The sequence below is a fragment of the Streptomyces sp. NPDC032721 genome (assembly GCF_055579625.1).
Genome location: NZ_JBVIMX010000018.1, coordinates 182,677 through 208,541, shown reverse-complemented (window position 1 = coordinate 208,541; position 25,865 = coordinate 182,677). Strand labels below are relative to the sequence as shown.

Here is a 25,865-nt window from a genome sequence, read left to right as displayed (position 1 = left end):
TGATCCACATGAACATCGGCATCACGATCATCCACCACTTCCGCAACCGGGTCCCCGCCCTCCCCCTGGTCGCCGGGGTGATCGTGCTGATGCTCGTCGCCGCGTGGATCCTGCACCGCGCCGTGGAACGCCCGCTGGGGAAATGGTTCAACAAAACGCTGAAACGCGGCATCACCGATGTACGGGAGAACACCCCTGCCCGCCGGGGTGGTCGTCGGCGGGCGGGTGCGCCCGTCGCTCCCCTGCCCGACTCGCCCACCATGGGCATCACCATCCCCCAGCCCAGACCCGCACCCGAGCACCGGTCGGCCAATGACCGAGTGGTCAGATGACCTGGGGCTCGAAGTCCCAGTAGGGGCGGCGGCCTTCGAGCATGTGCTGGACCTGTTGGTGTTCCTCGAAGAAGTTGGCGGTGAGGCGGGCCAGGGCGTCGTGCTGGATGGCTTCCGCCTCCGGGGTCCGGCCCAGGGCGCGTAGGTCCTGGGCCAGGCCCGCCGCCATGTTGAGGGTGAGGACGTGGTTGTCGCCGACCGCTGCGCGGGCGCGGGTCAGGCCCTCGCGGCCCAGGGACAGGGCGCCTTCCCGGTCCTGTACCGCCGCGCGGGCCGACGCGGTGTTCATGGTGATGCCCACCGTCCATACGTGGGAGGGGCCGAGGGCCGTTTCCATCACCGTGCGGGCGTGTTCGGAGCGGGTCAGGGCGTCCTCGTGTTCGCCCTGGTCGCCCTGGATGAGCGCGCAGTTGTCCTCCACCCCCGCCGTGTAGGGGTGCGCGGGGCCGAGCTGGTGGGCGTAGCGGCGGGCGACGTCCTCGGCGATTTCGCGGGCGCCGTCCAGGTCGCCGGTGTCGCGCAGCAGCATCGCGTAGTCGGAGCTGACCAGGAGGGCTTCGGGGTGGCCTTCGCCGCGGCGGTGGATGATGCTGTCGCGGATCTTGCGCATGAGTGCGGAGGCGTAGTTGAGGTTGCCGTCGCGGCGCATGCACAGGGCGAGGTTGTGTTCGGCGATCAGGGTTTCGCCGTGCTTCTTGTCGAGTACCTGGGCGTGCAGGCGGCAGTTCTGTTCCTGGATGTCGAGGGCCTCGCGGTAGCGGCCCAGGAGGCGGAGCGTCCAGGCGGTGTGCAGGCCCGCGTGGAGGGTGAGGCGGGCCTTGCCGCCGAAGAGGCGGATGGACTCCTCCAGGATCTCGCTGTGCCGGTCGTAGGCCTCCTGGTAGCGGCCGAGAAGGCCCACCGCGATGGCGAGGTTGGAGCGGATGGAGAGGATGCGGGGGATCTGGTACTCGCCGAGGAGGTCGGTGGCGTCGGTGGCGGCCTCGTCGAAGAGGGTGCGGGCCTCCTCGTAGGAGCCCAGGGCCATCAGGGTGCCGCCCAGGCCGTTCTTGGCGCGGACGAGTTCGATGGGGCGCACCTCGGCGCCCGATGAGACCAGGTCGAGGGTGGCGCGGCCGATGCGCTCGGCCTCGTGGTAGTGGCCCAACCGGCGTTCCATGTTGGCCTGTTGGTGGCGGGCGACCAGGACGTGGGGGTCGGTGGGGCCGGAGAGTTTGGTCCAGGAGTCGGCCGCCGCCGCGCTCAGCCGGCGGCCCTCCACGTACTCGCCGCGCACCCGCAGGTACTCGATGCAGTTGAGGACGACGGCGCGGACGTCACGGTCGGTGGAGGCGAGGGCGCCCGCGAGTTCCAGGTGCGGGACGAGTTCGGCGTAGCGCTGCCAGTTGGTGCCGTTGCCGGGGTCGCGGGGGTCGCCCGCGACCAGGACCCGGCAGGCGATGGCGGCGGCCCGGCGGAAGTCCTCCGGGGAGAGGTGGCCCCGGACGAAGCGGTGGAAGAGGCGGTGCATGCGCAGGGTGCCGACGGTGACGATGTCCAGGCGGGGGCCCGGCTCGTACTCGACGCGCATCGAGGTGGCTTCCGAGAGGGTGCGCAGTGCGGAGTTCCAGGTGCTCGGTTCGGCGACCAGGGCGGCCAGGTGCTCGGGGAGGTCGCCGGAGCGGGCGGTGCGGAGCAGGCGCGCGGGGACGACGTCCGGGGAGAAGAAGGCGAGCAGGACGAGGAGTTCGTAGACCTGCGGGTGCTGTTCGAGGAGGCCGTTGACGGTGCGGCCCCAGGCGGCCTTGAATCCGGCAGGGTAGTTGTGGGCCCGCTCGACCTCCGCCTCGTGCGGGTCGCCGTGCTGGATCTCGCGTACGTAGTCGTCGACGGGTGCGGTCGGGTGGGTGTCCAGCCAGGCGGCGGTCTGGGCGATCAGGAGGGGCAGGTCCTGAACCGCGCAGGCGAGTTCGTTGGCCTGGCGGAAGGTGAGGCGGCGGGTGCGGAGGCGGGCGAAGGCGACGGACTCCTCGCGGTCGAAGGGCGGCAGCTCGATGAGTTCGGCGCCGTACGCCGCCCAGTCGGTGCGCGGGGTGGTGATCAGGAGGTGGCCGGGCCCGGTGGGAAGGATCCCTTCGAGAGGTTCCGGGTCCTCAGCGCCGTCGAGGACGACCAGCCAGCGGGCTCGTCTGCCGAGTTCCTCGCAGGCGGCGGTGATGTGGTCGCTGAGCTGGTCGCGCTGGACGGGGGCGACGCCCAACTCCTCCGCCAGTGCGGCGAATTCGGTGCGGGCGCGCATCCGTACGGAGGCGCCGACCCACCAGACGATGTCGTACTCGCCCGCGTGCCGGTGCACGTACTCGGTGGCGACCTGGGTCTTGCCGACGCCGGGCGGGCCGTGCAGCGCGACCCTGGCGCCCTCGCCGATCTCGGCGAAGGTGTCGTGGAGCCGGGCGAGGAGGTTCTCGCGGCCGGTGAAGCGGTGGTTGTGGCGGGGCGCGTTGTCGATCTCGCGGACGTCGTCGGGGAAGCGCGGGCCGCGTCCGAGGTCGACCGGGACGCCGGGGCCGGGACCGGGGCGGACCCCGGCGGTGGCGAGCAGCCTGCGCCGCGCCTCGGCGGGGCCCAGCCCGCGCAGCCGGGTCGGCGAGAGCGGGTTGGCGGCGGCGGGCAGGGAGGCGGCGGTGACGGTGACGGCGCTGATCCGCTCCCCGTACCGGGGGACGACCTCGCGCAGCACCTCTCCCCAGCCGTCCTGCCGCTCCTGCGGGAGCCGCTGGAACCAGTCGTCGACGACGACCAGGACCCGGCCCCGGGTGGGTGCGTCGAGGAGTTCGGTGAGGGCGTGCGCGTCGGGGGCGCGGTGCAGGGGGTCCCAGCGGACCAGTTTGGGGCGGACGTCGGCGCGGCTCAGCTGGTACTTCATCCAGTCGGCCCAGGACTGGGACTGCCCCGCGTAGACGACGGCGACGTACTGCGGCGGCGGGCCCTTCAGGGAGGAAGCCTGCGGGGACGAAGCCTGCGGGGACGAAGCCTGCGGGGGCGGGTTCTGCTGCGGCGCGCTGGACATGGGGCGGCTCTCCTCGTCCGTCAACTCAACTGTGGCACACACCCGTTGGTGGAACGGTACAACCGGGCAACTGCTCCGCCACCCGCCCGGCCGCATGCCGTACGAAGCGCTCCAGGTCCGCGCAGTACACGCTCGGGTGCCGGAATCCGGCACCGTGCGCGTACCGGTGGGCGTAGTTGCCGCCGCCGCACACCCGGACCACCGGGCAGGTCAGGCAGGTGTCTGCCAGAGCGGCTGCGCCGAGGTGCCGGGCGGCCACCCCGGGGTGGCGCAGCGCCTCGTCGAAGCTGTGCCGTACGACGTCGAGCCCGGTCTCCGGGGCCCCCGCGTACGCCGACTTCAGCGAGTCGACCTGTTCGATCCCGCCGTCGGTGTCGACGACGACGGCCGCGAGCGGGGAGAGCCCGACGGACTCCGCCGCGCTCTGCCCGCCGAGCAGCAGCGCCACCACCTCGGTGAAGAGCCGCACCCGGGGCCGCACCCCGTCCGGGGCCGCCCACCACAGGTCGAAGGCGCGGGCCAGCCAGTCGCCGTACGGGGTGGGCGCGGGGCGGTGCCTGCCGGGGCGGGCGTCGCCCCAGTTGCGGTGCGGGAGCAGGAAGTCGAGCGCGGGCGGGCGCAGCGCGCACAGCGTCTCGTACACCTCGGCCGGGTCCTGGGTGACGTCGATGGTGCAGAGCAGTCCTGCGTACGAGTGCGGGTGGCGCTCCGCGAGCAGCCGGGCGGCCCGGACGGCGGCGGGCCAGGACGGGCGCCCGGCCCGGTCGGGGCGGCGGGCGTTGAGCCGGGCCGTGCCGCCGTCGAGGCTGAGGCCGACGCGGATGCGGGCGGCGGCGAGCGCGTCGAGTACGGCCGGGGTGAGCAGGGTGCCGTTGGTCTGGACGGTGGCGGTGACGGCCGTCGCCGTGGCTTCGGCGGTGGCCCGGCCGACGGCGGCCCGTACCGTGTCGGCCACCTCGATGACGGGGGCCGCGCCCTTCAACAGGGGCTCCCCGCCGTGGAGTTCGATACGGACCCGGGTCAGGCGGTGGGCGGCGGCGTGCTCGGCGATGCGGTGCGCGGTGGCGCGGACGACGGCGGGCGGGACGGTGGCGGGGCGGTCGCGCCAGCTTCGGTCGGGGCTCTCGTAGATGTAGCAGTAGGTGCAGGCGAGGTTGCAGCGGCCGTGCACCTTGAGGACGAACTGACGGAAGGGGACGAGGGGGCCTGTTTGGTGAATGAGTTGGCCGTCGGCATACACCTTCTCAGCCATGGGCCACGTCCTCGCCGCACACCGCGTCCTCGTGGTACGGGGCGTCCTCGTAGTACGGGGCGTCCTCGTAGAACGCGACGACCCGCCCGCCGCGCGCCTCCCGTGCCCGTACCTCGTCGAGCACGGCGGCGAGCGCCGGATGTCCGACGCGTACGCCTGGAGCAGGGCGTACGAGGACCGGCAGCGGTACCGCCTCCGCCCGTACGGGGCTACCGGCCGATATCGGGGGCACCTCGGAGTGCCCCGTCACGCCCGGCCGCCCGTCAGCCGGCGTACGGATGCCAGTGCGTCGGCCGCCTCGGGGGTGTCCCGCATGCCCAGTTCCCCGTACAGGCGCAGCGCCTCCCGGTAGTCGGTGAGGGCGCGGGCCGGGCCGGCGGTGCGTTCGAGGACCTTGGCCCGGTAGAGGCGTGAACCGGCCCTGATCTCGGGGCGGCCCGCCTCCTCGGCGGTCTCGGCGGCCCGCCGGTAGTAGTCGGCGGCGTCGTTCCAGCGGGCGGTGGACCTGCCGCGCTGGGCCTGCTCCTCGGCGACCTGGGCCCTCAACTGCCAGCTGGCGGCCGCTATTTCGGTGCCCTCGCTGCTGCGGGCCGCGGCGCCCAGCATCCAGTCCGCCTCGTGCAGGTCGGACTGGCCGCCCTTGGCGACGTACCGGCTGAGCAGGGCGTGTCCGAGGGCCATCCGGCGGCCCGGCAGCTCGGGGTCGCCGTCGGCGGTGCTGTCGACGGCCTCGCGCATCATCCGTACCGCGTCGTCCCACTCCTCGGCGCGGATGAGGGCGTCGCCCAGCGACTTGAGGGCGTACGGGTAGAACTCGCTGTCCGGCTCCAGCCCGGCGAGCGACGCCCACCAGGCGTCGATCTGCTCGTGGAGGAGTTCCCGGTCGCCGGTGCGGGCGTAGGCGTCGGCGAGTGCCCAGGCGAGGTGCTGGAGGGTGAGGGTGCGCAACTCGCGGTCGTCCCCGCTGAGTTCGAGGGCGAGCCGCAGCACCTGGAGGCGCTCGTCCTCGGGTCCGGTGGCGCCGTCCCCGGCCAGCTGGAGGGCGGCGGCGAGCCCGAGGTAGGCGGACGCCAGCCGCCGCTCCAGGGCGACGCGCGCTTCGTGGGCCTCGCGGACGGCCGGGGCGGGGTCGGCGGCGCTCCCGGAGGTGTGGCGGGGGCGGCCGACCGGGCGGAGGTCCTGGCCAAAGCCCTCGTCGCGGTCCACGCCCCGGCCCTGGCCGGGTCCGAAGCCCTGATCCGCCGCGAATTCCTGGTCCGGCCCGAAGTCCTGGTCCGGCCCGAAGTCCTGGTCCGGCCCGAAGTCCTGGTCCGGTTCCGAGGCCCGGGGAGAGCCCGGGTGGCGGCTCAGGCCCGGTGCGCCGCCCTCGGGACCGGGGTACAGGTCCGAGTACTCGTCCACGTACGGATTGCCGTCGTCGCCGGGGCCCACCAGCTCATCCGCCGCCGCCTCCCCCGACCCTTCCGCCGCCGGCTCCCCCGGCCCCTCCACCCCCCGCAGGGCCGACCCCGCGCCGCCCCTCCCCCACTCCAGCTCGGCCAGCAGTTCCCGGTACGTGGCGACCGCCTCGCCCGCGTACTGCCGCCCCTCGGTCCGCCGCGCCGCCTCCGGCTCCCAGCGCACCTCGCCCTGTCCCAGCAGATGCCTGGCCAGGTCGAGGCTGAGGTCGGCGCAGTACTCCAGCTTGCCGATCCCGTCCGCCGAGCACCACGACCGCGCGGTGTCCACGGCCTCGCCCAGCATCCGCGCGGTCCACTCGCCCTCGCCGCCGTACTCGCTCCTGAGCAGCTCCCTGAAGTCGGGGGCCGAGCCCCACCCGGCCATCACCCGCAGGGTGAGGAGCGCGTTCGGGTAGACGGTGTCGTCGTCGCGCGAGGCCGGATCGCGCTTGGGCCTGGCCTCCTGGAGGCGGGCCAGCGCCTGCCCCCACAGCCGCATCTGGAGCCGCTGCGCCCGGTACGGTTCGCCCTCCTGCTCGCGTACGAAGTCGGGGAGCGCGGCCGATTCCGCGCCCGCCACCTCCACCTCGGCCGCGACGGCCACCAGGGTGGCGTGCCACGCCCGCAGCAGTGCGGAGCTCAGCGTTGCCGGCTCGGTGCGTGCGAACGACTCCAGCGCGCCGCGCAGGTCCTCCGTGGTCTGGCGCACCTCCCAGCGCAGGTACAGCAGCGCCCCCAGTTCCGCGTGCAGCGGGCCCGGGTCCCGGGAGGCGAGGACGGCGGCGCGCAGCAGTGCGGCCGCCTCGTCGAGGTCGCGGGCGGCGTGCCCGGCGGTGTACTGGGCGACCAGCTCCCGTGCTCTCCTGGCGAGTTCTTCGGATCCTTCGCCCACCGCGGTCGCGTCGGCGGCGGTCACCATCGGCACCGTCTGTCCGAAGCGGCGCAGTACGTCCGCCGACACCCGGGCGAAGGCGCGCAGCCCGTCCTCCTCGATGACGCCGGGGCGGCCGGACGGCGCCCGGTGCGCCTCACCGGCCAGGCAGGCGGCGGCCAGGGCGGGGAAGTTGCGGACGGTGTGGCCGTAGCGGGACTCAAGGTAGCCGGAGCAGTGCTTGAGGACGAGGTGGGCGTCGCTGACGGCGATCTGTTCCAGGAGTTCGCGCCGCACGCCGTCGATGAACTCGTAACCGATCATCCTGTCGACGTCGGTGCCGCGCCGCAGCAGCCCGCCGAGCATCACCTCGGCGAGCACCTCGGGGCCGCTGTCGGGGAGCATCGCGCGCTGGACGAGCTGCATGACGGGCAGCACGAGGGGGGCGGCGGAGAGGTAGACGGCGAGGCGGCCCGCATCCGGGGACGCGGTCCTGCGGAAGGCGCCCACCCGGTCGGCGGGGGTGACCTCGCGGTCGGTGCGGCGGGGCGCCCCGGAGGCGGGGTGCTCGGCGCGCACCCAGCCCGCGACGGTGCGCAGGCTCTGCCCCTTCGCCCCGGAGACCAGCCGTACCCAGGCCCGCAGCGGCCCCGGGCGGGGTGCCAGGACGGGTACCGGCAGCGCGCCGGGGCAGGGCTTCTCACTCCCGGCGGGGCGGAACTCCAGGCGTCCTGCGGGACCTTCTTCCCGTACCAACTCGCCGTGCAGGGCGGGCAGATGGGTCCTGCGCCACATTCGCTGCGGCAGTGGCTGGACGACGGCGACGGGGGCGGTGGCGGCCCAGCCGTGCAGCAGCTGCTGCATCTTGCCCGCCCGCCACAGGGGTCCGGCGCAGTCGGAGAGGACGAAGGTGAGGCGGCGCCCGGTGGGGTCGCGGAGTTCCCTGGCGCTGTGCAGGGGGGCGTCGGGGTCGGCGGACAGGGCGAAGGCGGCTTCGCCCTTGGCGTTCTCGCGCACGTAGTGGACGCGCACCTCGCGGAAGGCGCCGGAGCGTTCGCAGATCTGCCGCAGCTCCTGGAGGGTCTCCTCCCAGACCACCATCGACGAGGAGAGGTCCATCACGAACTGCACGCGGGCGGCCCGCCGCCGGCTGCCGCGCAGTACGGGGACGATGACGCCGGAGTCGGCGGCCCGGTCGGCGGTGGCGTCCTCGTCGAGCCCTTCGAAGGTGGTGCTGCGGGTGGGGGCGCGGTAGCCGCGCAGTGGGCGCAACGCCCTTTGCAGGGCGAGTGGTTCGGGGAGGGAGGCGGCGGTGGGCACGCGGACCTGGCCGCCCTTGCCGCTCCTGCCGTCCGGGCCTCCCCTGCCGTCCGGGCCGCCCTTCCCGCCCGTACCGTCGGTTCCGTCCGTGGCTTCGGCGCCGCCCCCGTCCGTGCCCGCTCCGGCGCCCGGCCCCGGTACGGCCAGTTCGGCGGTGGCCGGGCCCGGCAGCCGGGTGCCGTGCGGCGGGGTGGTGCCCGGCAGCGGTGGCGGCTGGCCGGTCCGCCCCTCGCGGTCGCCCCGGCCGTCGGGCTCGCCGGTGTCCGGGCCGGGGGCGCGCCCGGGGTGCACGGCGGGCGCCCAGCGGGCCAGCCACAGGGCGTCGGCGAGTTCGTCGGGGTGCGGGTCGATGCCCAGCTTGTGCAGACCGGCGATGAGGGACGTCAACTGCTCGTTAGTGGCACCGGAGTTGATGCTGTCGCCCGCCGTGATCCCGTGCCGTCGGCCTGCCATGGCTACGGCCGCTGACCTTGCTCGGCGGGACGCAGCAGGAGTTTGCCGAGGCTTTCCTGCTGGGCGTTGCGGGTGAGGTAGATGGCGTTCAACAGCTGGTCGGTGGGGCGCAGTTCGCCGTCCCCGCCCTCGGTGAAGAGGCGTACGAGGTCCTGGTGGGCCTCGTCGGCCCGCTCGCCGAAGTGGGCCTGGACCATGGCGGCGAGCTGTGAGCCCCGGGCGGGCTGGAGGCGCAGGTGGATGCAGCGGCGCATCAGCGGGGCGGGGAACTCGCGTTCGCCGTTGCTGGTCATCACGATCACCGGGAAGGCGTGGCACCGGACCTTGCCGCCGGTGACCGGCACCCGCCGCCCGTCGTCGCTGAGCACTTCGACGACGTCCTGGCCCGGCCGGTCGGCGATCCGCTCCAGTTCGGGGATGCCGAACTCGCCCTCCTCGACCACGTTGAGCAGGTCGTTGGGGAGGTCGATGTCGCTCTTGTCGAGTTCGTCGATGAGCAGGACGCGCGGGCGCTTGGTCGGCAGCAGTGCGGTGCCGAGCGGTCCGAGGCGGATGTAGCGGCCGATGTCCTGGGTCTGTGCCGCGTCGGCGCCCTTGAGCTGGGCGTCCTGGAGGCGGCCGATGGCGTCGTAGGTGTAGAGCCCGTCCTTCAGCTCCGTACGGCTGACGACGGGCCACTGGAGGACCCGGCCGAGTCCGAGTTCGTACGCGAGCTCGTGGGCGAGGGTGGACTTGCCGGTGCCGGGGTCGCCGGTGACGAGGAGCGGGCGGCGCAGGAAGAGGGCGGCGTTGATGAGCTGGAGCGACTGGGGTTCCTGGGCGGACAGGGACCTGCGGTCGCCGAGCCTGCGGGAGGAGGCGGCGTCGAGCGGGGGTGCTTCGCCGGCTTCGCCGGTGAGCGCCTTGCCGTTGAAGCTGCGCCAGCGCGGCGGTTTGGGGAGCCCGTCGATGCGGGCGGGCGCGGGCTCACCCTTGCCCTGGTAGATCAGCCACTCGTGCGTACTCATGGCGTGCTCCTCGTCGTCGGTCGGTCGTGGCGTGCCGAGGCCTGACCGACGGGGGCAGTCGGTGCCCGCAACGGGCCCCTGAGAATGTACCCAACCCCCCTGTGCGGGCAGGCCTGTTCCGGCCATCGGGGCCGGGAAACGGGAGTGGTGCGGAAGGCCGGGAGAGCGCTCGTGGCGCGGCGTGCGACCCGGGACGCGGCGGGCGCGGCGGGGTGCGCCGGGGTGTTCGTCACGGCGAGTCCAGCACCCCCTGGTCGACCGGGGGCGGCCGCCTGGGGTCGTCGTACAGCAGGGCGAGGCCCTCGGCCGGGTGTTCCCGGTCGGTGTTGCTGATCTCTTCCCTGATCCTGCGCAGCCGGTCGGGAAGCTCGCTGGCCCTGCCCGCGCGGGCGAGTTCCTTCCCGGTGAATTCGTGCAGTGCGTCGCAGGACTCCCGGCAGGGGGTGTCCGGGTGGCCGTCGATGTGCCAGAGCGCGATGCCGTGGCCTGCGGCGAGTGCGTCCCGCAGGACCTCGGAGTCGTCCTCGCCGGCCTTCCGGCAGAGCACCGGGATCTCCCCGGCGGCGAACCGGGCGAGCTGTCCCTCGGTGAGGATGCCGCCCCGGGGCGGGGTGCGGCGGGCCGTGAGCCGGGGGGCGGCCTGGGTGTCGGCCCAGCGGGCGGACCAGGCGTCGTCGACGGTGCCGAGCCGCTCCAGCTGACGTACGACGACGGGGCGGCGTACGCCGAGGAGGGCCTTCAGCTCGCGCGCGTAGAGATTGGCTTGTTGATGGACCTGCCAGCGGTGCACGGGCCAGTCGAACTCCGCCAGGTCCACGGCGATTTCGAGGGGCACGGGCCAGTCGTCGACGTCCATCTTCTTGAAGAACTTGTCGAGCAGGGGGCGCACGCGGTCGAAGAGTTCGCCCTTGGGGACGTTGCGCCCTTCGGCCACCGAGCGGCCGTTGGCGCCGTCGACCCTGATCGTCCAGTCGTAGCTGTGCCGCTCGCCCTCCAGCCGCAGCAGTTCCAGGATGATCACCGGCCGGTCGCTGTCGGGGTCCGGGTGGCAGCGCGGCCCGTCGTCGTCCGCCCGTTCCACCAGTACGCGGGGCAGCGGCTTGGGCTCGGGCGGCTCCTCCCTGACCGCCCCGCCGCGCCGCTCCTCGATCCACTCGGCCAGCTGTCTGCTGCCCTGGCCCTCGGAGGCGGCGAACCGCTGCACGAGGTCGAGGTAGTCCAGGAAGCACCCGGACCGGCGCGGGGTGGACCCGTCGTACAGCTCCCCGTGTCCGTCCCGCCAGGTGACCGGGTCCGCAGGGGGGTCCACGATCCGCCGCCGCGAGAAGGAGGCCCGGACGAGTACGGTCACGGCGTATCCGTTCAGGGGGTCGGGCAGCCCGGCCAGCAGTCCGAGCGCGGTGCGCCGGTCCTCCGGGGTCCAGATGCCCCGGTCGTACGCGCCGCCGGCGCCGGTGCCCGCCAGCTTGGACTGCTCCGCGATCCAGTCGTCGGCCGCTCCCGACCAGCGCTGTTCGTGCCACTTGTCGTGCTCGCGGACGATCTCCTGGTACAGCCCGTCGCAGCTCGCGAACTGCCGGAGCGCGGAGGTCGCGATGGACAGTCCGCCGGAGAGGTCGCCGGGCCGCCGGGACTTGGTCACCCCGACCACGGCCCCGGCCAGCGGGTCCAGCACGGGCCCGCCGGACAGCCCGGGACGCACCCGCACCTCCCCCTCGTCGAAGCGCCGCCCGTAGGGCCCCTCGTGCACCGCGACCCGGGTGGCGGCGGACCAGGCGACGCCTTTCCCCTCCCCGCTCTTCTGGTCCTCCGGTACGTACCCCAGCACCAGCCGTGAGGTCCCGGCGGGCTCCTCGGCCCAGTCGGCCAGCCAGACGCACTCGTGCTCCGGCGCCGGATCGTCCAGCCGTACGACGGCCAGGTCGAGCTCGACCGGAATGTCGCCGTCGTCCCCCAGGTCCCACAGCGAGGCCACCAGCCGGGCCCGCGCGGGCCGCCCGCCCCGGAACCCGTACCCGTGCACCAGGAACGGCGCGTCCCGCTTGTCCCGCAACGGCACCCGCAGCACGTGCGCGCAGGTCACGATGATCCCGGGCGCCACGAAGAACCCACTGCCCCACATCCGGGGAACCCCGTGCACACCGTCGCCGCCCCCCGCACCACCCCCGGCACCCTCGGCACCCCCGGCATCCTCGGTGAAGTACACCGTCGCCGCCGAGGCGAGCTCCTTCAGCCACTGACTGACCTCAGCCATCGCGGACACCCTCGCCCATGACGACCCCCCGCCCCCGTAGCGCCCCAACTTCCCTGCCCCGTACCGCTTTTGAGCTTCCACGAGATTACCGGCCGGTCCGGTTGCAGCGCAGCCCCGCCAACCGGAAGACCTCCCACGGGCCGGGACCTTCGCGTCCGCTTTATCCTTTCCCCATGTACTTCACTGACCGTGGCATCGAAGAGCTGGAGAAAAGACGCGGCGAGGAGGAAGTCACCTTCGAGTGGCTCGCCGAGCAGCTGCGCACGTTCGTGGACCTGAACCCCGACTTCGAGGTCCCGGTGGAACGCCTGGCGACGTGGCTGGCCCGGCTGGACGACGAGGACGAGGACGAGGAGTAGGGCGGAGCCGGAGGGGGTGACCGGCGACGCACCTCTCAGCCCGGCGAGGTACCTCTCAGCCCGGCGAGGTGCCCCTCAGCCCCGCGCCCTGATCCTGTCGTACGTCAGGCCCGCCGCGCCGTGGGCCAGGAGCAGGCCGCCCGCTACTGCCCAGCCCGCGCCGCCCCTGCGCAGGCCCCAGGCCAGCAGCGGTAGGCCGCAGGTGAGTTGGGCGGCGCCGAGGAGGCGGGCTCGGGGGCCGCGGACCCAGTCGCCCAGGGGGCCGTGGTCGACGCGGTCCAGTTCCACGCGCAGGGCGTCGCGCCAGCCCGCCCATTCCACCGTCTCCACGCCCGCGCCCACCCTGGCCGCCTCGCGCAGGCGGTCGGCGCTCTCGCCGGGGGACAGGCCCGGGGGCAGGGTGAGGCCCGTGCGGTGCAGTACGGCGATCAGGCCGAGCAGCCGGGCGCGGGCGTCGGCATCGGCGTCCTGGCGTGCCAGTGCCTCCAGGTACTCCATGTCGTGCACCGGGTCGAGGCCCAGGCGCACCGCGAAGGTGCGCATCGCCTCGTCCTCGCCGAGCGGCGTGCCGTCGGCCAGCCACTCGTACCCGACGCCGCGGCGGAATCCGGCGGCCAGCGAGTAGCCCGCCCGGTCCGGGTCCCACCACAGGGCCAGCACCGGCCAGCTGGTGCTGACCGCGAGGGCGGTGGCCCAGCCTGCCAGGACGCGGTCCACCGGTTCGTACGCACTCCCCTGCGCCAGCCACGGCTTGCCCTCCGGGACCAGCACGCTCCAGCCCTCGCCCGCCGGTGCGAGCAGCATCCGCTCGCGCAGCAGATGGGCCGCGGGGCGTACGTCATCGACCGGGGCGCGGCACAGAAGCAGGGCTCCGGTGGCTCCGGTGGTGTGCGCGGGCGGCGAAACAGGGTGCGACATAGTGCCCACGCTAGGTCAAATGCCTCGCTCACACCTCTCGCGGAGCGGGGGACGGAGTGCGGCGCCGGGCGGCACTTATGTTGACTTCACCCATCCGCGATATATCGTGTTTAGCAGAGGACGCGATATGTTGCGTATTCAAGTTGCGTCGTCAAGGGGAAGTCCGACCGGGCGGTCCGTCCGGGCAGTACGACTGGGGAAGGAATCACCATGACCGAGTGGTCCGTCACCGAACCGCAGAAACTCACCTTCGACGAGCCGGTGACCACACTCGCCGTACGCATCATCAACGGTGCGGTGAACGTCGTCGGCACCGACGAGCCCGGCGCGCGGCTCGAAGTGAGCGAGCTCGACGGGCCGCCGCTGACGGTCTCCCTCGACGACGGACGGCTGACCGTCGGCTACGAGGACCTGAGCTGGAAGGGCTTCACCGCCAAGTGGCTCGACCGCACCGAGTGGCAGCGCACCGCCGTCGTCTCGCTCGCGGTACCCACCGGTGCGCGGGTCGAGGTCCGTACGGTCGGCGCCCCCGCGGTCGTCTCCGGCATCGCGGCGCGCACCGATGTGCGCGGCGTCACCGGTGACACCACGCTGGTCGCCCTCGCGGGCCCGGTGCAGGTCGACACCGTCTCGGGCACCACCGAGGCGCAGTCCGTGACCGGCGACCTCCACTTCAAGTCGGTCACCGGCGACCTCACCGTCATGGCGGCCTCCGGCTCGGCCGTCCGGGCGGAGTCGGTCAACGGCGACCTCGCCATCGACGTCGGCCCGCAGCAGGGCCGCGCCACCGATCTCGGCCTGACCACGGTCTCCGGCGAGATCGCGATCCGGCTGCCCCACCCGGCGGACGCCAAGGTCGAGGCGAACACCGCCTCCGGGAGCGTCTCCAACGCCTTCGAGGACCTCCGGGTCTCGGGCATGTGGGGCGCGAAGAAGATCACCGGCACGCTGGGCGCGGGCACCGGGAAGCTGCGCGCCACGACCGTCTCGGGTTCCATCGCGCTGCTGCGGCGGCCCGCGGGGGCGGGAGACACGGGGGACGCGGAGGGTGCGGGGGACGCGCCCGGGGACGCGGGTCCTGGGGGTCACAGCTCGGCTCCCCAGGACGCGTCCCCGACGGCCGCCGCCGCGGGTGACACTCCCGCCGACGCGCGCCCGGACGCCTCCGGGGACGCCCCCGCCGACGCTCCCGGAACGCCCGATTCGCCCGACTCTCCTTCCACCGGCTCGACCGGCTCCACCGGAAAGGTCCTCTGACATGGCTCCCGTCTTCGCCCACGGCCGGCTCCGCCTCTATCTCCTCAAGCTGCTGGACGAGGCGCCCCGGCACGGCTACGAAGTGATCCGCCTCCTGGAGGAGCGCTTCCAGGGCCTGTACGCCCCGTCCGCCGGCACCGTCTACCCGCGCCTCGCCAAGCTGGAGGCCGAGGGCCTGGTCACGCACGCCACCGAGGGCGGCCGCAAGGTCTACTCGATCACCGACGCGGGCCGCCAGGAACTGGCCGACCGGGGCGGCGAGCTGGCCGACCTGGAGCTGGAGATCCGCGAGTCGGTGTCCGAGCTGGCCGCCGAGATCCGTGACGACGTACGGGGCGCCGCGGGCGACCTCCGCCGGGAGATGCGCGCGCAGGCGGCATCGGCGGGCGCCGACGCCAAGGAGTCCGGCACTTCCCCCGGCTCCGGCGACTGGGGCGGCGCCTGGGGCGACAAGGAGGCCTGGCGCCTGGCCAAGGAGGAGATGCGCAAGGCCCGCCAGGAGTGGAAGGAGCAGGCCCGCCGCGCGAAGGACGAGAGCCGCCGGGCCCGCCAGGACGCCCAGGAGGCCCGCCGCCAGGCCAAGGAGACCTCCGAACGGGCCCGCCAGCACATGCAGCAGGCGGCGCGCCGGGTCGAGGAGCAGGTGCGCGAGCATGTGGCGCGCGGCGACTGGCCCTCGGCGGTACGGGAGGGACTGGCCGAGATCGAGCGCGAGTTCAGCCGCAGCTGGGGCAAGGACTTCGGCTTCGGCCGCCCGCACGAGGCCCCGTCCGAGACACCGGACATCACGGTGGAACGCACGGACAGGTGGACCAAGGACGGCTGTGGGCAGCCGAGGGACGCCGCCCCTTCCGCCACCGAGGACTCCGTACCCGACCAGTCGCTTCCGGAGTGGGCCTACGAGGACACCAAGCCCGGCACCGACCCGGCCCGCGAACTGGACCGCCTGCTCGACCGCTTCCGCGACGGCGTACGCGACGCGGCCCGCGACCACGGGGTCACGTCCGCCCAACTGGCGGACGCGCGCGCCCGGTTGGCGGCCACGGCGGCACACATCGACCGCCTGCTGAACGGCCCGAAGGCGTAACACGACGCCATGTGAGGGCGCGGCCCCGGCGGGGCCGCGCCCTCACTGCCCTAGAGCAGCCGCTCCAGCTCCCCGTGCGACGCCCCGTACTCGGTCAGTACGTCCGCGACCACACCCGGCCGGGCTGCCATCGCCAGCAGCAGGTGTTCCGTGCCGATGGTCTTGTCGTTGCGGCCGAGCGCCACGCGCAGCGACCGCTCCAGGGTCTTCTTGGCGCCGTCCGCAAACTTGCGGTGCTCGCCGAGCCAGCGCCGTTTCGGCCGACCGGCACCCGCCAGTGCGCCCGTCCCGTGGGTCTCCTCGATCCTGGCGACCACCTGGTCGATGTCGATGCCGAGGTCGGCGAGCGCGCCCGCGTCCGCGTGGGAGAGGCCGCCGCGCCTGCGCATCCGTGCGAGGGACTCCTCGATCTCGGACCGGCGGCCGGCCAGGCCGAGGGTGGCGAGCACGGCACCGCCACGGCCCGCACCGGTGCCGGAACCCACGGAGCTCCCGACGCCACCGTCCTCCGCCATCGCCAGCAGCGCGATCAGCAGGTGCTCCTCCGTCACCTCGTCGGAGTTCAGCCGGGCCGCGTGCCCCTGCGACTCGACGACCATCCGTCGCGCATCCGCCGTGAACCGCTCGAACATGGCGCTACCTCCCGTGCTTCTTGTGGACGGCCTGCTTGCTGACACCCAGTACGTCGGCGATCTCCTGCCAGGACCAGCCCTGGTTGCGGGCTCCCCTGACCTGTACGGCTTCGAGCTGCTCCAGCAGCCGCCGCAGAGCGGCCACCGCACGCAGTCCGACCCGCGGATCCCGATCTCCCGCCCGTTCGGCGAGGTCCGTTGCTTCGGTCATGGTGTCAACTTACGTTGACAAGCCCGCCCCTGTCAACCTTCGTTGACAAAATCCGGGCCCGTCACCCGCCGCCACCTCACCGGTCGGGGCAGCCCACCCGCCGCTACCTCGGCGACACGTTCACCGTGACCCTCGCACCGGGCACCGCGTGCACCCGCACGGATTTCGCCCGCCCCTTGCCCACCGTCCGCGTGTCGCTCCACGCGAGCCCGCCGACCTCGACCCGCCAGCCGCGCGGGTGCGGCGGCAGGGAGACCTCGGTGACGGTGGAGCGCCGTCCGGCGTCGTAGCCGAGCCGGTAGGTGCCCTTCGACGGGTCGTACGCGTCCGTCCGCACCCGGCCCGCGACGGCGGAGGCGTACGGGGACGCCGTCTGCTCCTTGTTCGTACGGAAGTCCCCGTTGGCGTCCACCGCGCAGTAGCCGCCGCCGTAACACCACACATAGCCCGCCCAGCCGGAGCTGTAGCGGGCCATCGAGGCGAGGGCCTCGCGGTAGAAGCGGCCCATGTTCGGCAGACCGGTGTTGAGCGGGCCCCACTCGCCGACCACGACCGGGACGCCGTACCGCTTCGGGTACTGCGTGACGGCCGCCTCGTACGACTCGATCCACCGGGCGGAGGGGTCGTAGTCCGTGCCCGCCTCCATCCCCGCGTTGTAGAAGTGCGGGGCGTAGACGACCTTGCGGTCCTTGATCTTTCCGAGTCCGGTCGGTACGCCCTCGCCGACGATCGGGGTCGGTTCGACGAACAGCCAGGTGTCGCGGTCCACCGAACGCACCGCCGCCGCGAGGCGGTTGTGCATCGCGGTGATCTGGTCGCGCTCGATCCGGCGGGCGGCGGTCGCCAGGTCCTCGCCCTCCTTCAGCTCGCCCATCGGCTCGTTGATGAAGTCGTACCCGAGGACGGCGGGGTGGTCCTCGAAGCGGTCGGCGAGCATCCGCCACAGCGCGGCCTGGGCGCGCTGGAGGTCCTCGTCCTCGTAGAGGTGGGTGAAGGCGCGCTGCACGGCGGGCTGGAAGTACTCGGAGAACCAGTCGTCGGGGTTGGGTGTGAAGGGCAGCCCGTCGGTGCGGGTCGCCCACTCGGGGATGCCCCGGTGGTTGAAGGCAGGGCCGAAGACGTCCTGGTGGCCGTCGAGCAGGACCCGTACGCCGTACTTGTGCGCCCAGTCCAGGATGCGCTCGACCTTGCGCAGGTAGCGCTGGTCGTAGTGGCCCTTCCGGGGCTCGATGTCGTCCCAGAAGACCAGCAGGCGGGCGAAGTTGAAGCCCTTGGCCGCCATGTCGCGGAAGTGCTTCTCGGTGATGAGGGAGAGGGCCGCTTCGCCCCGGTTGGCCTTGTCCTCGACGTTCCAGCCGCGCAGGGTCAGGACCCGGCCCCGTTCGTCGGTCAGCCGGGGGATTCCGTCGTACGTCGTCGGAGCGGGCGCGGCGGCCCGGGGTGCGGGGGCGGGCGCGGGCGCGGGGGCCGCCGGAGCGACCCCTCCCCCGGCCAGCAGCACCGCACCGGCACCGACAGCGACAAAGGCGGTTCTGGACAACGTCGTACGCATGGGCCGCATGGGGCAACTCCTCGGACAACAGCACCAGTTCAGTCAGGTGCCGGTGATCCAAACAGCGCCCCGCGCGACTCTCAAGACCCGGTGAGCACAATCTTTCCGAAGAGGTCGCCGCCCGCCATCCGCTCGAAGCCCTCGCGGGCCCGGTCCAGCGGCAGCACCTGGTCGATCACCGGGCGGACGCCGGTGGCGGCGCAGAAGGAGAGCAGGTCCTCCAGCTCGTCCTTGGACCCCATGGTCGAGCCGACGACCTTGAGCTCCAGGAAGAAGATCCGGTTGAGTTCGACGGCGGAGGGGTTCTGTCCGCTGGTCGCACCGGAGATCACCAGGGTCCCGCCGGGGCGCAGCGACTTCACCGAGTGCGACCAGGTGGCGGCGCCGACGGTCTCGATCACGGCGTCGACGCGCTGCGGCAGCCGCGCCCCCGGCTCGAAGGCGTCCAGCGCGCCCAGTTCGACGGCCCGCTTGCGCTTGGCCTCGTCGCGGCTGGTCGCGTACACCCGCAGCCCGGCGGCCTTGCCGAGCACGATCGCGGCGGTCGCCACCCCGCCGCCCGCGCCCTGCACGAGGACCGCGTCGCCGGGCCGTACGCCCGCGTTGGTGAAGAGCATCCGGTACGCGGTCAGCCACGCGGTGGGCAGGCAGGCCGCCTCCTCGAAGCTGAGCTCCTCGGGCTTGCGGAGCACGTTCCAGGTGGGCACGGTGACGCGCTCGGCGAAGGTGCCCTGGTACTTCTCGGTGAGGATCGAGCGCTTCTCGTACGGGCCGACGCCGTGGCCGGTGTCCCCGATGACGGAGTGCAGGACGACCTCGTTGCCGTCCTCGTCGACGCCGGCCGCGTCGCAGCCGAGGATCATCGGCAGGGTCTCCTCGGCGATGCCCACCCCGCGCAGCGACCACAGGTCGTGGTGGTTGAGGCTCGCGGCCCGCACGGTCACGGTGGTCCACCCGGGCCGGGCCTCCGGCTCCGGGCGCTCCCCCAACTCAAGTCCGTTGAGCGGCTGGTCACGGTCGATACGGGCTGCGTAGGCGGCGAACATGGCCCGACCTTAGGCCGGTCCACCCCCACGACGGAACCACTGACGGGTGTGACCCGCGCCGCGTCGCGCCCTGACCCGCCCCGTGGCGCTCGGCCTAGACCACCATCGTCTGCCAGCCCCGCGTGATCTCCGCCCGTACGTCCGAGGCCGACCGGTCCGCCGTCAGCAGCTCCGCCAGCGCGGTCCCGTCGGCGGGGCGGGCCGCCGGGTCGGCGGTCAGTGCCCGGCGTACGACGGCTCCCAGCGCCGGGTCCAGTGCGTCGACCGCCGCCAGCGCGCCCGCCTCGGGCCCGGTGTCCACGATCCGCCGGATCACCGCACCGGTGCTGGTCGCCTGGAAGGGGCTGGCCCCGTGCGCGGCACACACCACGCAGCAGGCCCACGCCCATACGTCGGCCGCCGTGCCGACCGGCTCGTCGCCGAACTGCTCGGGGGCCATGTACGTCAGCGTTCCCGGGCCGCCGCCGGTGCGGGTGAGCCGGGTGCCGTCCACCAGGGCCGCGATCCCGAAGTCCAGCAGCCTGGGGCCCGCCGTGGTCAACATGATGTTGGCGGGCTTGAGGTCCCGGTGGACGAGGCCCAGCCGGTGCACCCCGGACAGCGCGGTCGCCAGCGCGAGGGCGAGCGCGCGCAGGGCCTGCGGGCCGCGGATCGGGCCCTGGTCGCGGAGATGGGCGTCGAGGGGGCGGCCGTCCAGCAGTTCCATCGCCAGGTACGGCCGTCCGGCGTCGACCCCGGCGTCCAGCACCCGCGCGGTGTACGCCCCCGGCACCATCGCGAGCACCTCGGACTCCCGCTCGAAGCGCTTCAACAGCTCGGCGTGGTCGAGGAGTTCGGGGTGGATCGTCTTCAGCGCGACCTGGGTGGCGGACCCCTCGCGCCGGGCCAGGTAGACCGTCCCCATGCCGCCGGAACCGATCCGGCCGATGAGGTGGTAACCGGCGATGGTGCGGGGCTCGTTGGGGTGGAGTTCCTGGTACGCGACCGGGGAGGCGGCACCCTGCGGCTGCGACGGTACGTACGGGGAGGGCCGGCCCGGCGCGAACGCGGGGGCAGGCGGCACCTGGGCGTACCGCGGTGCCTGCCCGGCTTCCGCGGTCCGCGCGTACGGCGACGGCGCGCCCGGCGCGAATGCCTGAGCGGGGCCGAACGCTCCGGCTGCGGGAACCCCGGCGGGCAGCACCCGCCTACTGGCCAGCGCGGCCACGATCTGGCACACCAGTGCCGCCACGACCAGGCCGAACGGCAGCACGATCCCGAGCGCCAGCCGCACCCCGCCCAGCAGGGCGAGCCGCAGCCCCACCGACTGCGCCCCCGCCGCCCGCCCCCGCGCGGCGGGCATCCCCGCGAGCCGCAGGTTGCGCTGCGTCAGGAACCACAGCAGCAGCCAGAGCACCAGCACCGCCAGCGCGAGGCCGAAGAAGATGTTCGTCGCGCCCGACATCGTCAGGTGGAACTGCATCGCCAGGAATCCGACAGCGCGGTCCCGGCCGAAGAGGAGGTCGAGCATCGTTCCGGCCAGTGTTTCGAACCCCGGAACCGATTCCGTCGCGATCCACCCGAACATGGCGGCCCCGCCGACGGCCGCCAGCGCCAGCTCCCCGGCTCCGGGCCGGGACAGCTTCCAGGGCGAGGCGCCTCCCTCACGCACCGCCGACTCCCGCTCGCGCAGGGCACGTTGGGCCCGGACAAGCACCGGGAACGAGGCCAGCCGTACCGCCAGGGCGGGCACTGCCACGCCGGCGAGCCCTATCGCCGACGACATTCCCGACCAGTCCACCGACATGCTTCCCCCGCATCCGCCGTACGCCCCGGCCGCCCGGCGCAGACACGGAGTATAGGCGCGCGATCACCGGCCGACGGGGCCAAGTGCCGCACCCCACAAGCGGATACGGGCCGGGGGGGGGGGGCCCCACCCCCAAAGGAGGAGGGAGAGGGGTGTGGTTCCAGGAAAGAAAAAGAGAAAGATAGGGTGAGACAACCCTCCCCCCCTCCCCCCCCCCCCCCCCCCCCCCCCCCCCCCCCCCCCCCCCCCCCCCTCCCCCCCCCCCCCCCCCCCCCCCTCCCCCCCCCCCCCCCCCGGCCCGTACTCGTGGAACAGCGGCAGCGGCGACTAGCGGCGCGCCACACCCTCCGCGCGCGCGGCGGCGGCGACCGCGGCGGTGACGGCGGGGGCGACCCGCTCGTCGAACGGGGAGGGGATGACGTAGTCGGCGGCCAGCTTGTCGCCCACGACGTCGGCCAGCGCGTTCGCGGCGGCGATCTTCATGCCCTCGGTGATCGTGTGGGCGCGCACCTGGAGGGCGCCCGCGAAGATGCCGGGGAAGGCGAGGACGTTGTTGATCTGGTTCGGGTAGTCCGAGCGGCCCGTGGCGACGACCGCCGCGTACTTGTGGGCGACGTCCGGGTGGACCTCGGGGTTCGGGTTGGCCATGGCGAACACGAACGCGTTCGGGGCCATCGAGGCGACCGCGGCCTCCGGGACCGTACCGCCGGAGACGCCGATGAAGACGTCGGCGCCCGCGAGGGCCGACTCCAGGGAGCCGGACAGGCCCGCCTTGTTCGTCAGCTCGGCCAGCTCGCGCTTGACCGGGGTGAGGTCGTCGCGGTCGCTGCTCACGATGCCCTTGCGGTCGGCGACGGCGACGTCACCGAGACCGGCCTCCAGCAGGAACTTGGCGATGGCGACGCCCGCCGCACCGGCGCCGGAGATGACCGCGCGCAGCTCGCCGAGCCCGCGGTTCGTCAGGCGGGCGGCGTTGCGCAGGGCGGCCAGGGTGACCACGGCGGTGCCGTGCTGGTCGTCGTGGAAGACCGGGATGTCCAGGGCTTCCTGGAGCCGGCGCTCGATCTCGAAGCAGCGCGGCGCCGAGATGTCCTCCAGGTTGACCCCGCCGAAGGAGGGGGCGAGGCGCACCACGGTCTCGACGATCTCGTCGGTGTTCGTCGTCGCGAGGGCGATCGGGACGGCGTCCACGCCGCCGAACTGCTTGAAGAGGATGGCCTTCCCCTCCATGACCGGAAGCGATGCCTCCGGGCCGATGTCACCGAGACCGAGGACCGCGGTGCCGTCGGTCACGACGGCGACGACGTTCGACTTCCAGGTGTAGTCGTTGACCAGGTCCGGCTGCTCGGCGATGGCGGTGCACACTTTGGCGACACCGGGTGTGTAAGCGAGGGACAGGTCGTCCTTGTCGCGCACGGGAACGGTGGCCTGGATGGCCATCTTTCCGCCCCGGTGGAGCGCGAAGGCCGGGTCGAAGGGCTCATCCAGCCCTGCGCTCGTGCCGGTCTCGGGATTGACGATCTCCGCTGCCATTGTCTTCAGACCCCTTAAGTCTTCATCAGTTGAGGGTGGCCACTCCTGGTTGAGGAGGGGTGGGCGGGTCCGCGTTCGCGCCCGGTCGTGGACGGTTGGCCCGCCCTGACAGGGGGAGGTGCGAACGCGCGGGCGCGCCGCACACGCGCCCTGGGCCCCGGATGAGGGGTGTAAGGGTCCTTCTTACCGGACCGAGCACATCGACGACGAGTCCGTATCGGTGCCGTGACCGAATGCGGGCAGACCGGCGGTGCGTTGTGGGATGACTCATGGCGCAATGTCGGACAAGTTCACCACAGGTCCTGGACTTGTCCCATTACGCGGCTTGAGTTGTATCCGCATCGCGAGACGGACCGCAGATTCTCCGGCGCGGAACCGAACTCCCCGTAGAAGGTCCGGCCTTGATGTACCGGCCCGTTGGGGGTACGGGGATCACCCGTTATCTGATTTTGACATGAGTGGCGCCCTAATTGAACGGGTCCGAATGGCAAGATGCCGTCATCACACCTGGTCGCGCCCCGGTCGTGCCACCCAGAGCCGCGTGCTCGACCACCGCGCCAGACCCGGAACAACCGGGCCAAACGCTCGGAAACAGTGCCCCGGGCACCCCGTACGTCCCACCCTCATCTGCCGGAGGACCCCCATGACCGCACGCACCCCCCGCCGCACGGCCGCTCGTTCCCGGATAGCCGCGGTCGGCGCGCTCGCGGTCGCCGGAGCCCTGGTGCTCACCGGCTGCGGTGACCAGACCGGCGCCGGCGACAGCGGCAGTGACGGCGGCGGCAAGGCCAAGACCGGCGGCAACGCGCTCTTCGCCAAGCTCCCCGAGAAGATCCAGAAGAAGGGCACGCTGGAGATCGGCACCAACGCCGAGTACGCCCCGATGGAGTCCAAGCAGGGCAGCGACATCATCGGCGTGGACCCGGACATCGCCGCCGAGCTGGCCAAGAAGCTGGGCGTCAAGGTGAAGTTCACCGACGCGAAGTTCGACACCCTGATCACCGGTGTGAACACGGGGCGTTACGACCTGGCGATGTCCTCCATCACGGACACCAAGGCCCGCCAGGAGGGTCTGGACGACAAGGGCAAGAAGCTCGGCACGGGCGTCGACTTCGTCGACTACTTCGTGGCCGGCACCGCCGTGTACGTCAAGAAGGGCAACGCGGCGGGCATCAAGTCCTTCGACGACCTGTGCGGCAAGCCGGTCGGCGTGCAGATGGGCACCACGTACGAGACGGCCCTGAAGACGCAGTCCAAGAAGTGCACCGACGCCGGCAAGAAGGCCGTCGACATCAAGTCCTTCGAGAACGACACCGAGGCGCAGACCCGCGTGCGGGCCGGTGGTGTGGTCGCCGGTGTCAACGACTACCCGGTGGCGGCCGACCTGGCCCGCAAGGCGGGCGGCGGCAACACCTTCGAGGTCGTCGGCGAGCAGTTCGAGGCGGGCCCGTTCGGCATCGCCGTCGACAAGAAGAACACCCAGCTGCGCGACGTCGTCAAGGAGGCCCTTGAGGCGATCATGAAGGACGGCTCGTACAAGAAGGTGCTGGAGAAGTGGGGCGCCCAGACCGGCGCGATCGACGCCGCGGCCATCAACGGCGGCAAGTGACCGGTACTCCCCCGTGCCGGCGCACCGCGCTCTCGCGCGTGCGTGCGCCGGCCGTGTCGTTCCTCTGTGCATCACTGAAGGGCAGTCGTCATGACTGAGAAGTTCAGCAAGGAGCCGGCCGACAAAATCCCCGGCGGCTCCACGGCCCCGGAACCGGCCGACCCGACGGTCACCCCGTCGTCCGGCAGCTCCGGGAAGTCCGCTCCGGCCGGTCAGGCAGGTCCCGCGGGGCCGTCCGGTCCCGCCGAGGTCATCAAGGCCATCCCCGTCCGGCACTACGGGCGCTGGGTCAGCGGCGTGATCGTCGTCGCGGTACTGCTCCTGCTCGGGTACTCGTTCTCGCAGGGCGACATCCAGTGGGGGGCGATCCCCGACACGCTCTTCAACTCCGACGTCGTCGCGGGCGCCGGCCGCACCCTGCTGATCAGCGTGCTCGCCATGGTGATGGGCGTGGTGCTCGGCATCGTGCTGGCCGTGATGCGGCTCTCCAAGAACCCGGTGACCAGCGGTGTCGCCTGGCTCTACATCTGGTTCTTCCGCGGTACGCCGGTCTACCTCCAGCTGCTGCTGTGGTTCAACCTGGCGCTGATCTTCCCGGTCCTCAATCTCGGTCCGTTCTACAAGGACGAGATGACCGACGTGATGACCCCGTTCCTGTGCGCGCTGCTCGGCCTCGGGCTCAACGAGGCGGCGTACATGGCGGAGATCTGCCGGGCCGGTCTGCTGGCCGTAGACGAGGGCCAGACCGAGGCCTCGCAGGCGCTGGGCATGAGCCAGGCCAAGACGCTGCGCCGGATCGTGATCCCGCAGGCGATGCGGGTGATCGTGCCGCCGACCGGCAACGAGTTCATCAACATGCTCAAGACGTCGGCGCTGGTGTACGCGGTGACGTACAACGAACTGCTGCGCTCGACGTCCTCGATCGGTTCGACCTCGTACGCCGTGATGGAGATGTTCTTCGTCGCCGCCATCTGGTACCTGGTCATGACCAGCGTGTTCACCGTCTTCCAGTTCTACCTGGAGCGGCGTTTCGCCCGGGGTTCGCTGCGCTCGCTGCCCGCCACCCCCTGGCAGAAGATCAAGGCCAATCTGTTCGGCCTGGGCAGTGAGAGGGGCACCCGATGAGCGTCATGGTGAAGGCCGAGAACGTCCACAAGTCGTTCGGCCACGTGGAAGTCCTCAAGGGCATCGACCTGGAGGTCGCCACGGGCGAGGTGTTCTGCCTCGTCGGCCCCTCCGGCTCCGGGAAGTCCACCTTCCTGCGGTGCATCAACCACCTGGAGAAGGTCAACGCGGGCCGGCTCACGGTCGACGGCCAGCTGGTCGGCTACCGGCAGCAGGGCAACAAGCTGTACGAGCTCAAGGACAGCGAGGTCGCCCGCCAGCGCCGGGACATCGGCATGGTCTTCCAGCGCTTCAACCTCTTCCCGCACATGACGGCGCTGGAGAACGTCATGGAGGCGCCCGTCCAGGTCAAGGGCGAGTCCAAGGCGACCGCACGGGCCCGCGCCGGGCAGCTCCTGGACCGGGTCGGCCTGGCCGACAAGGCGGGCAACTACCCCTCGCAGCTCTCCGGCGGCCAGCAGCAACGCGTCGCCATCGCACGGGCGTTGGCGATGGAGCCGAAGCTGATGCTCTTCGACGAGCCGACCTCGGCGCTCGACCCCGAGCTGGTGGGCGACGTGCTGGACGTGATGCGCTCGCTGGCCGAGGACGGCATGACGATGATCGTCGTGACGCACGAGATGGGCTTCGCGAGGGAGGTCGGCGACTCGCTGGTCTTCATGGACGAGGGCGTCGTCGTCGAGGCGGGCCACCCGCGCGACGTACTGACCAATCCGCAGCACGACCGTACGAAGTCGTTCCTTTCGAAGGTGCTGTGATCCCGAAAGTGCTGT

At 72.6% G+C, this 25,865-nt stretch carries 19 protein-coding genes and 1 pseudogene; 7 read left to right on the top strand and 13 right to left on the bottom strand.

What is annotated here, in order from left to right; genetic code table 11:
* Positions 1-332: pseudogene (locus ACZ5PB_RS32570) on the top strand (hypothetical protein); the annotation flags it as partial.
* Here the strand turns inward: ACZ5PB_RS32570 and fxsT are convergent.
* The 6 genes from fxsT to ACZ5PB_RS32540 form a co-directional block, all read right to left on the bottom strand.
* On the bottom strand, positions 325-3,381 hold the full coding sequence (gene fxsT, locus ACZ5PB_RS32565) for an FxSxx-COOH system tetratricopeptide repeat protein (protein ID WP_468696162.1): 3,057 nt from the start codon (positions 3,379-3,381) through the stop codon (positions 325-327). The pseudogene ACZ5PB_RS32570 and the gene fxsT overlap by 8 nt on opposite strands.
* A 25-nt stretch (positions 3,382-3,406) precedes the next feature.
* Positions 3,407-4,633: an FxsB family cyclophane-forming radical SAM/SPASM peptide maturase gene (locus ACZ5PB_RS32560; RefSeq protein WP_468696161.1), complete on the bottom strand. Its 1,227-nt coding sequence runs from the start codon at positions 4,631-4,633 to the stop codon at positions 3,407-3,409.
* Positions 4,626-4,883 carry a hypothetical protein gene (locus tag ACZ5PB_RS32555; protein ID WP_468696159.1) on the bottom strand — a complete coding sequence of 86 codons (258 nt, stop codon included), beginning with the start codon at positions 4,881-4,883 and terminating at the stop codon, positions 4,626-4,628. Before ACZ5PB_RS32555 ends, ACZ5PB_RS32560 begins: the two co-directional genes overlap by 8 nt.
* Positions 4,880-8,716: an SAV_2336 N-terminal domain-related protein gene (locus ACZ5PB_RS32550; protein WP_468696157.1), complete on the bottom strand. Its 3,837-nt coding sequence runs from the start codon at positions 8,714-8,716 to the stop codon at positions 4,880-4,882. Before ACZ5PB_RS32550 ends, ACZ5PB_RS32555 begins: the two co-directional genes overlap by 4 nt.
* Positions 8,717-8,718: 2 nt before the next feature.
* Positions 8,719-9,723, bottom strand: a complete 1,005-nt coding sequence (locus ACZ5PB_RS32545) for an AAA family ATPase (RefSeq protein WP_468696156.1) — start codon at positions 9,721-9,723, stop codon at positions 8,719-8,721.
* A 229-nt stretch (positions 9,724-9,952) separates the two neighbouring features.
* Positions 9,953-11,977, bottom strand: coding sequence for a VMAP-C domain-containing protein (locus tag ACZ5PB_RS32540; protein WP_468696154.1), 2,025 nt, complete (start codon positions 11,975-11,977; stop codon positions 9,953-9,955).
* Positions 11,978-12,150: 173 nt separating this feature from the next.
* On the opposite strand from ACZ5PB_RS32540, the gene ACZ5PB_RS32535 reads away from it, so the two are divergent.
* Positions 12,151-12,336 carry a DUF6104 family protein gene (locus tag ACZ5PB_RS32535; protein ID WP_030190019.1) on the top strand — a complete coding sequence of 62 codons (186 nt, stop codon included), beginning with the start codon at positions 12,151-12,153 and terminating at the stop codon, positions 12,334-12,336.
* 75 nt (positions 12,337-12,411) lie between these two features.
* Here ACZ5PB_RS32535 and ACZ5PB_RS32530 read toward each other — a convergent pair whose 3' ends face one another.
* Positions 12,412-13,254, bottom strand: coding sequence for a hypothetical protein (locus ACZ5PB_RS32530; RefSeq protein WP_468696151.1), 843 nt, complete (start codon positions 13,252-13,254; stop codon positions 12,412-12,414).
* A gap of 210 nt (positions 13,255-13,464) precedes the next feature.
* Between ACZ5PB_RS32530 and ACZ5PB_RS32525 the strand changes: the two genes are divergently transcribed.
* Both ACZ5PB_RS32525 and ACZ5PB_RS32520 read left to right on the top strand, forming a co-directional pair.
* Positions 13,465-14,511 carry a DUF4097 family beta strand repeat-containing protein gene (locus ACZ5PB_RS32525; RefSeq protein ID WP_468696150.1) on the top strand — a complete coding sequence of 349 codons (1,047 nt, stop codon included), beginning with the start codon at positions 13,465-13,467 and terminating at the stop codon, positions 14,509-14,511.
* Between the two features lies 1 nt (position 14,512).
* On the top strand, positions 14,513-15,598 hold the full coding sequence (locus ACZ5PB_RS32520) for a PadR family transcriptional regulator (protein WP_468696148.1): 1,086 nt from the start codon (positions 14,513-14,515) through the stop codon (positions 15,596-15,598).
* A gap of 50 nt (positions 15,599-15,648) precedes the next feature.
* On the opposite strand, the gene ACZ5PB_RS32515 is transcribed toward ACZ5PB_RS32520, so the two are convergent.
* The 6 genes from ACZ5PB_RS32515 to ACZ5PB_RS32490 form a co-directional block, all read right to left on the bottom strand.
* A complete protein-coding gene (locus tag ACZ5PB_RS32515; RefSeq protein WP_468696147.1) occupies positions 15,649-16,230 on the bottom strand; it encodes a Clp protease N-terminal domain-containing protein in 582 nt (193 codons plus the stop codon).
* Positions 16,231-16,234: 4 nt separating this feature from the next.
* Entirely contained in the window at positions 16,235-16,441 is a 207-nt protein-coding gene (locus ACZ5PB_RS32510; protein ID WP_468696144.1) for a helix-turn-helix domain-containing protein, read from the bottom strand.
* A 103-nt stretch (positions 16,442-16,544) separates the two neighbouring features.
* Positions 16,545-17,993, bottom strand: coding sequence for a cellulase family glycosylhydrolase (locus ACZ5PB_RS32505; RefSeq protein ID WP_468696181.1), 1,449 nt, complete (start codon positions 17,991-17,993; stop codon positions 16,545-16,547).
* An 80-nt stretch (positions 17,994-18,073) separates the two neighbouring features.
* Positions 18,074-19,039 (bottom strand): zinc-binding dehydrogenase, encoded by a 966-nt coding sequence (locus ACZ5PB_RS32500; protein ID WP_468696143.1) that lies wholly within the window; start codon positions 19,037-19,039, stop codon positions 18,074-18,076.
* Between the two features lie 94 nt (positions 19,040-19,133).
* Entirely contained in the window at positions 19,134-20,819 is a 1,686-nt protein-coding gene (locus ACZ5PB_RS32495; protein ID WP_468696141.1) for a serine/threonine-protein kinase, read from the bottom strand.
* Positions 20,820-21,152: 333 nt separating this feature from the next.
* Positions 21,153-22,358 (bottom strand): NAD(P)-dependent malic enzyme, encoded by a 1,206-nt coding sequence (locus ACZ5PB_RS32490; RefSeq protein WP_468696140.1) that lies wholly within the window; start codon positions 22,356-22,358, stop codon positions 21,153-21,155.
* A 643-nt stretch (positions 22,359-23,001) separates the two neighbouring features.
* Here ACZ5PB_RS32490 and ACZ5PB_RS32485 point away from each other — a divergent pair.
* The 3 genes from ACZ5PB_RS32485 (at position 23,002) to ACZ5PB_RS32475 (ending at position 25,850) form a co-directional block, all read left to right on the top strand.
* Positions 23,002-23,967, top strand: a complete 966-nt coding sequence (locus tag ACZ5PB_RS32485) for an ABC transporter substrate-binding protein (RefSeq protein WP_468696139.1) — start codon at positions 23,002-23,004, stop codon at positions 23,965-23,967.
* Between the two features lie 90 nt (positions 23,968-24,057).
* Positions 24,058-25,092, top strand: a complete 1,035-nt coding sequence (locus tag ACZ5PB_RS32480) for an amino acid ABC transporter permease (protein WP_468696137.1) — start codon at positions 24,058-24,060, stop codon at positions 25,090-25,092.
* Positions 25,089-25,850, top strand: a complete 762-nt coding sequence (locus ACZ5PB_RS32475) for an amino acid ABC transporter ATP-binding protein (protein WP_468696136.1) — start codon at positions 25,089-25,091, stop codon at positions 25,848-25,850. Before ACZ5PB_RS32480 ends, ACZ5PB_RS32475 begins: the two co-directional genes overlap by 4 nt.
* Positions 25,851-25,865 lie beyond the last annotated feature (15 nt).

What these genes read in the sequence shown, in the direction of transcription:
- ACZ5PB_RS32525 (WP_468696150.1), top strand. Translation starts at nt 13,465, where the DNA reads ATGACCGAGTGGTCCGTCACCGAACCGCAGAAACTCACCTTCGACGAG.
- ACZ5PB_RS32520 (WP_468696148.1), top strand. Translation starts at nt 14,513, where the DNA reads ATGGCTCCCGTCTTCGCCCACGGCCGGCTCCGCCTCTATCTCCTCAAG.
- ACZ5PB_RS32515 (WP_468696147.1), bottom strand. Translation starts at nt 16,230, where the DNA reads ATGTTCGAGCGGTTCACGGCGGATGCGCGACGGATGGTCGTCGAGTCG.
- ACZ5PB_RS32530 (WP_468696151.1), bottom strand. Translation starts at nt 13,254, where the DNA reads ATGTCGCACCCTGTTTCGCCGCCCGCGCACACCACCGGAGCCACCGGA.
- fxsT (WP_468696162.1), bottom strand. Translation starts at nt 3,381, where the DNA reads ATGTCCAGCGCGCCGCAGCAGAACCCGCCCCCGCAGGCTTCGTCCCCG.
- ACZ5PB_RS32475 (WP_468696136.1), top strand. Translation starts at nt 25,089, where the DNA reads ATGAGCGTCATGGTGAAGGCCGAGAACGTCCACAAGTCGTTCGGCCAC.
- ACZ5PB_RS32510 (WP_468696144.1), bottom strand. Translation starts at nt 16,441, where the DNA reads ATGACCGAAGCAACGGACCTCGCCGAACGGGCGGGAGATCGGGATCCG.
- ACZ5PB_RS32500 (WP_468696143.1), bottom strand. Translation starts at nt 19,039, where the DNA reads ATGTTCGCCGCCTACGCAGCCCGTATCGACCGTGACCAGCCGCTCAAC.
- ACZ5PB_RS32560 (WP_468696161.1), bottom strand. Translation starts at nt 4,633, where the DNA reads ATGGCTGAGAAGGTGTATGCCGACGGCCAACTCATTCACCAAACAGGC.
- ACZ5PB_RS32490 (WP_468696140.1), bottom strand. Translation starts at nt 22,358, where the DNA reads ATGGCAGCGGAGATCGTCAATCCCGAGACCGGCACGAGCGCAGGGCTG.
- ACZ5PB_RS32535 (WP_030190019.1), top strand. Translation starts at nt 12,151, where the DNA reads ATGTACTTCACTGACCGTGGCATCGAAGAGCTGGAGAAAAGACGCGGC.
- ACZ5PB_RS32545 (WP_468696156.1), bottom strand. Translation starts at nt 9,723, where the DNA reads ATGAGTACGCACGAGTGGCTGATCTACCAGGGCAAGGGTGAGCCCGCG.
- ACZ5PB_RS32550 (WP_468696157.1), bottom strand. Translation starts at nt 8,716, where the DNA reads ATGGCAGGCCGACGGCACGGGATCACGGCGGGCGACAGCATCAACTCC.
- ACZ5PB_RS32505 (WP_468696181.1), bottom strand. Translation starts at nt 17,993, where the DNA reads ATGCGTACGACGTTGTCCAGAACCGCCTTTGTCGCTGTCGGTGCCGGT.
- ACZ5PB_RS32480 (WP_468696137.1), top strand. Translation starts at nt 24,058, where the DNA reads ATGACTGAGAAGTTCAGCAAGGAGCCGGCCGACAAAATCCCCGGCGGC.
- ACZ5PB_RS32540 (WP_468696154.1), bottom strand. Translation starts at nt 11,977, where the DNA reads ATGGCTGAGGTCAGTCAGTGGCTGAAGGAGCTCGCCTCGGCGGCGACG.
- ACZ5PB_RS32485 (WP_468696139.1), top strand. Translation starts at nt 23,002, where the DNA reads ATGACCGCACGCACCCCCCGCCGCACGGCCGCTCGTTCCCGGATAGCC.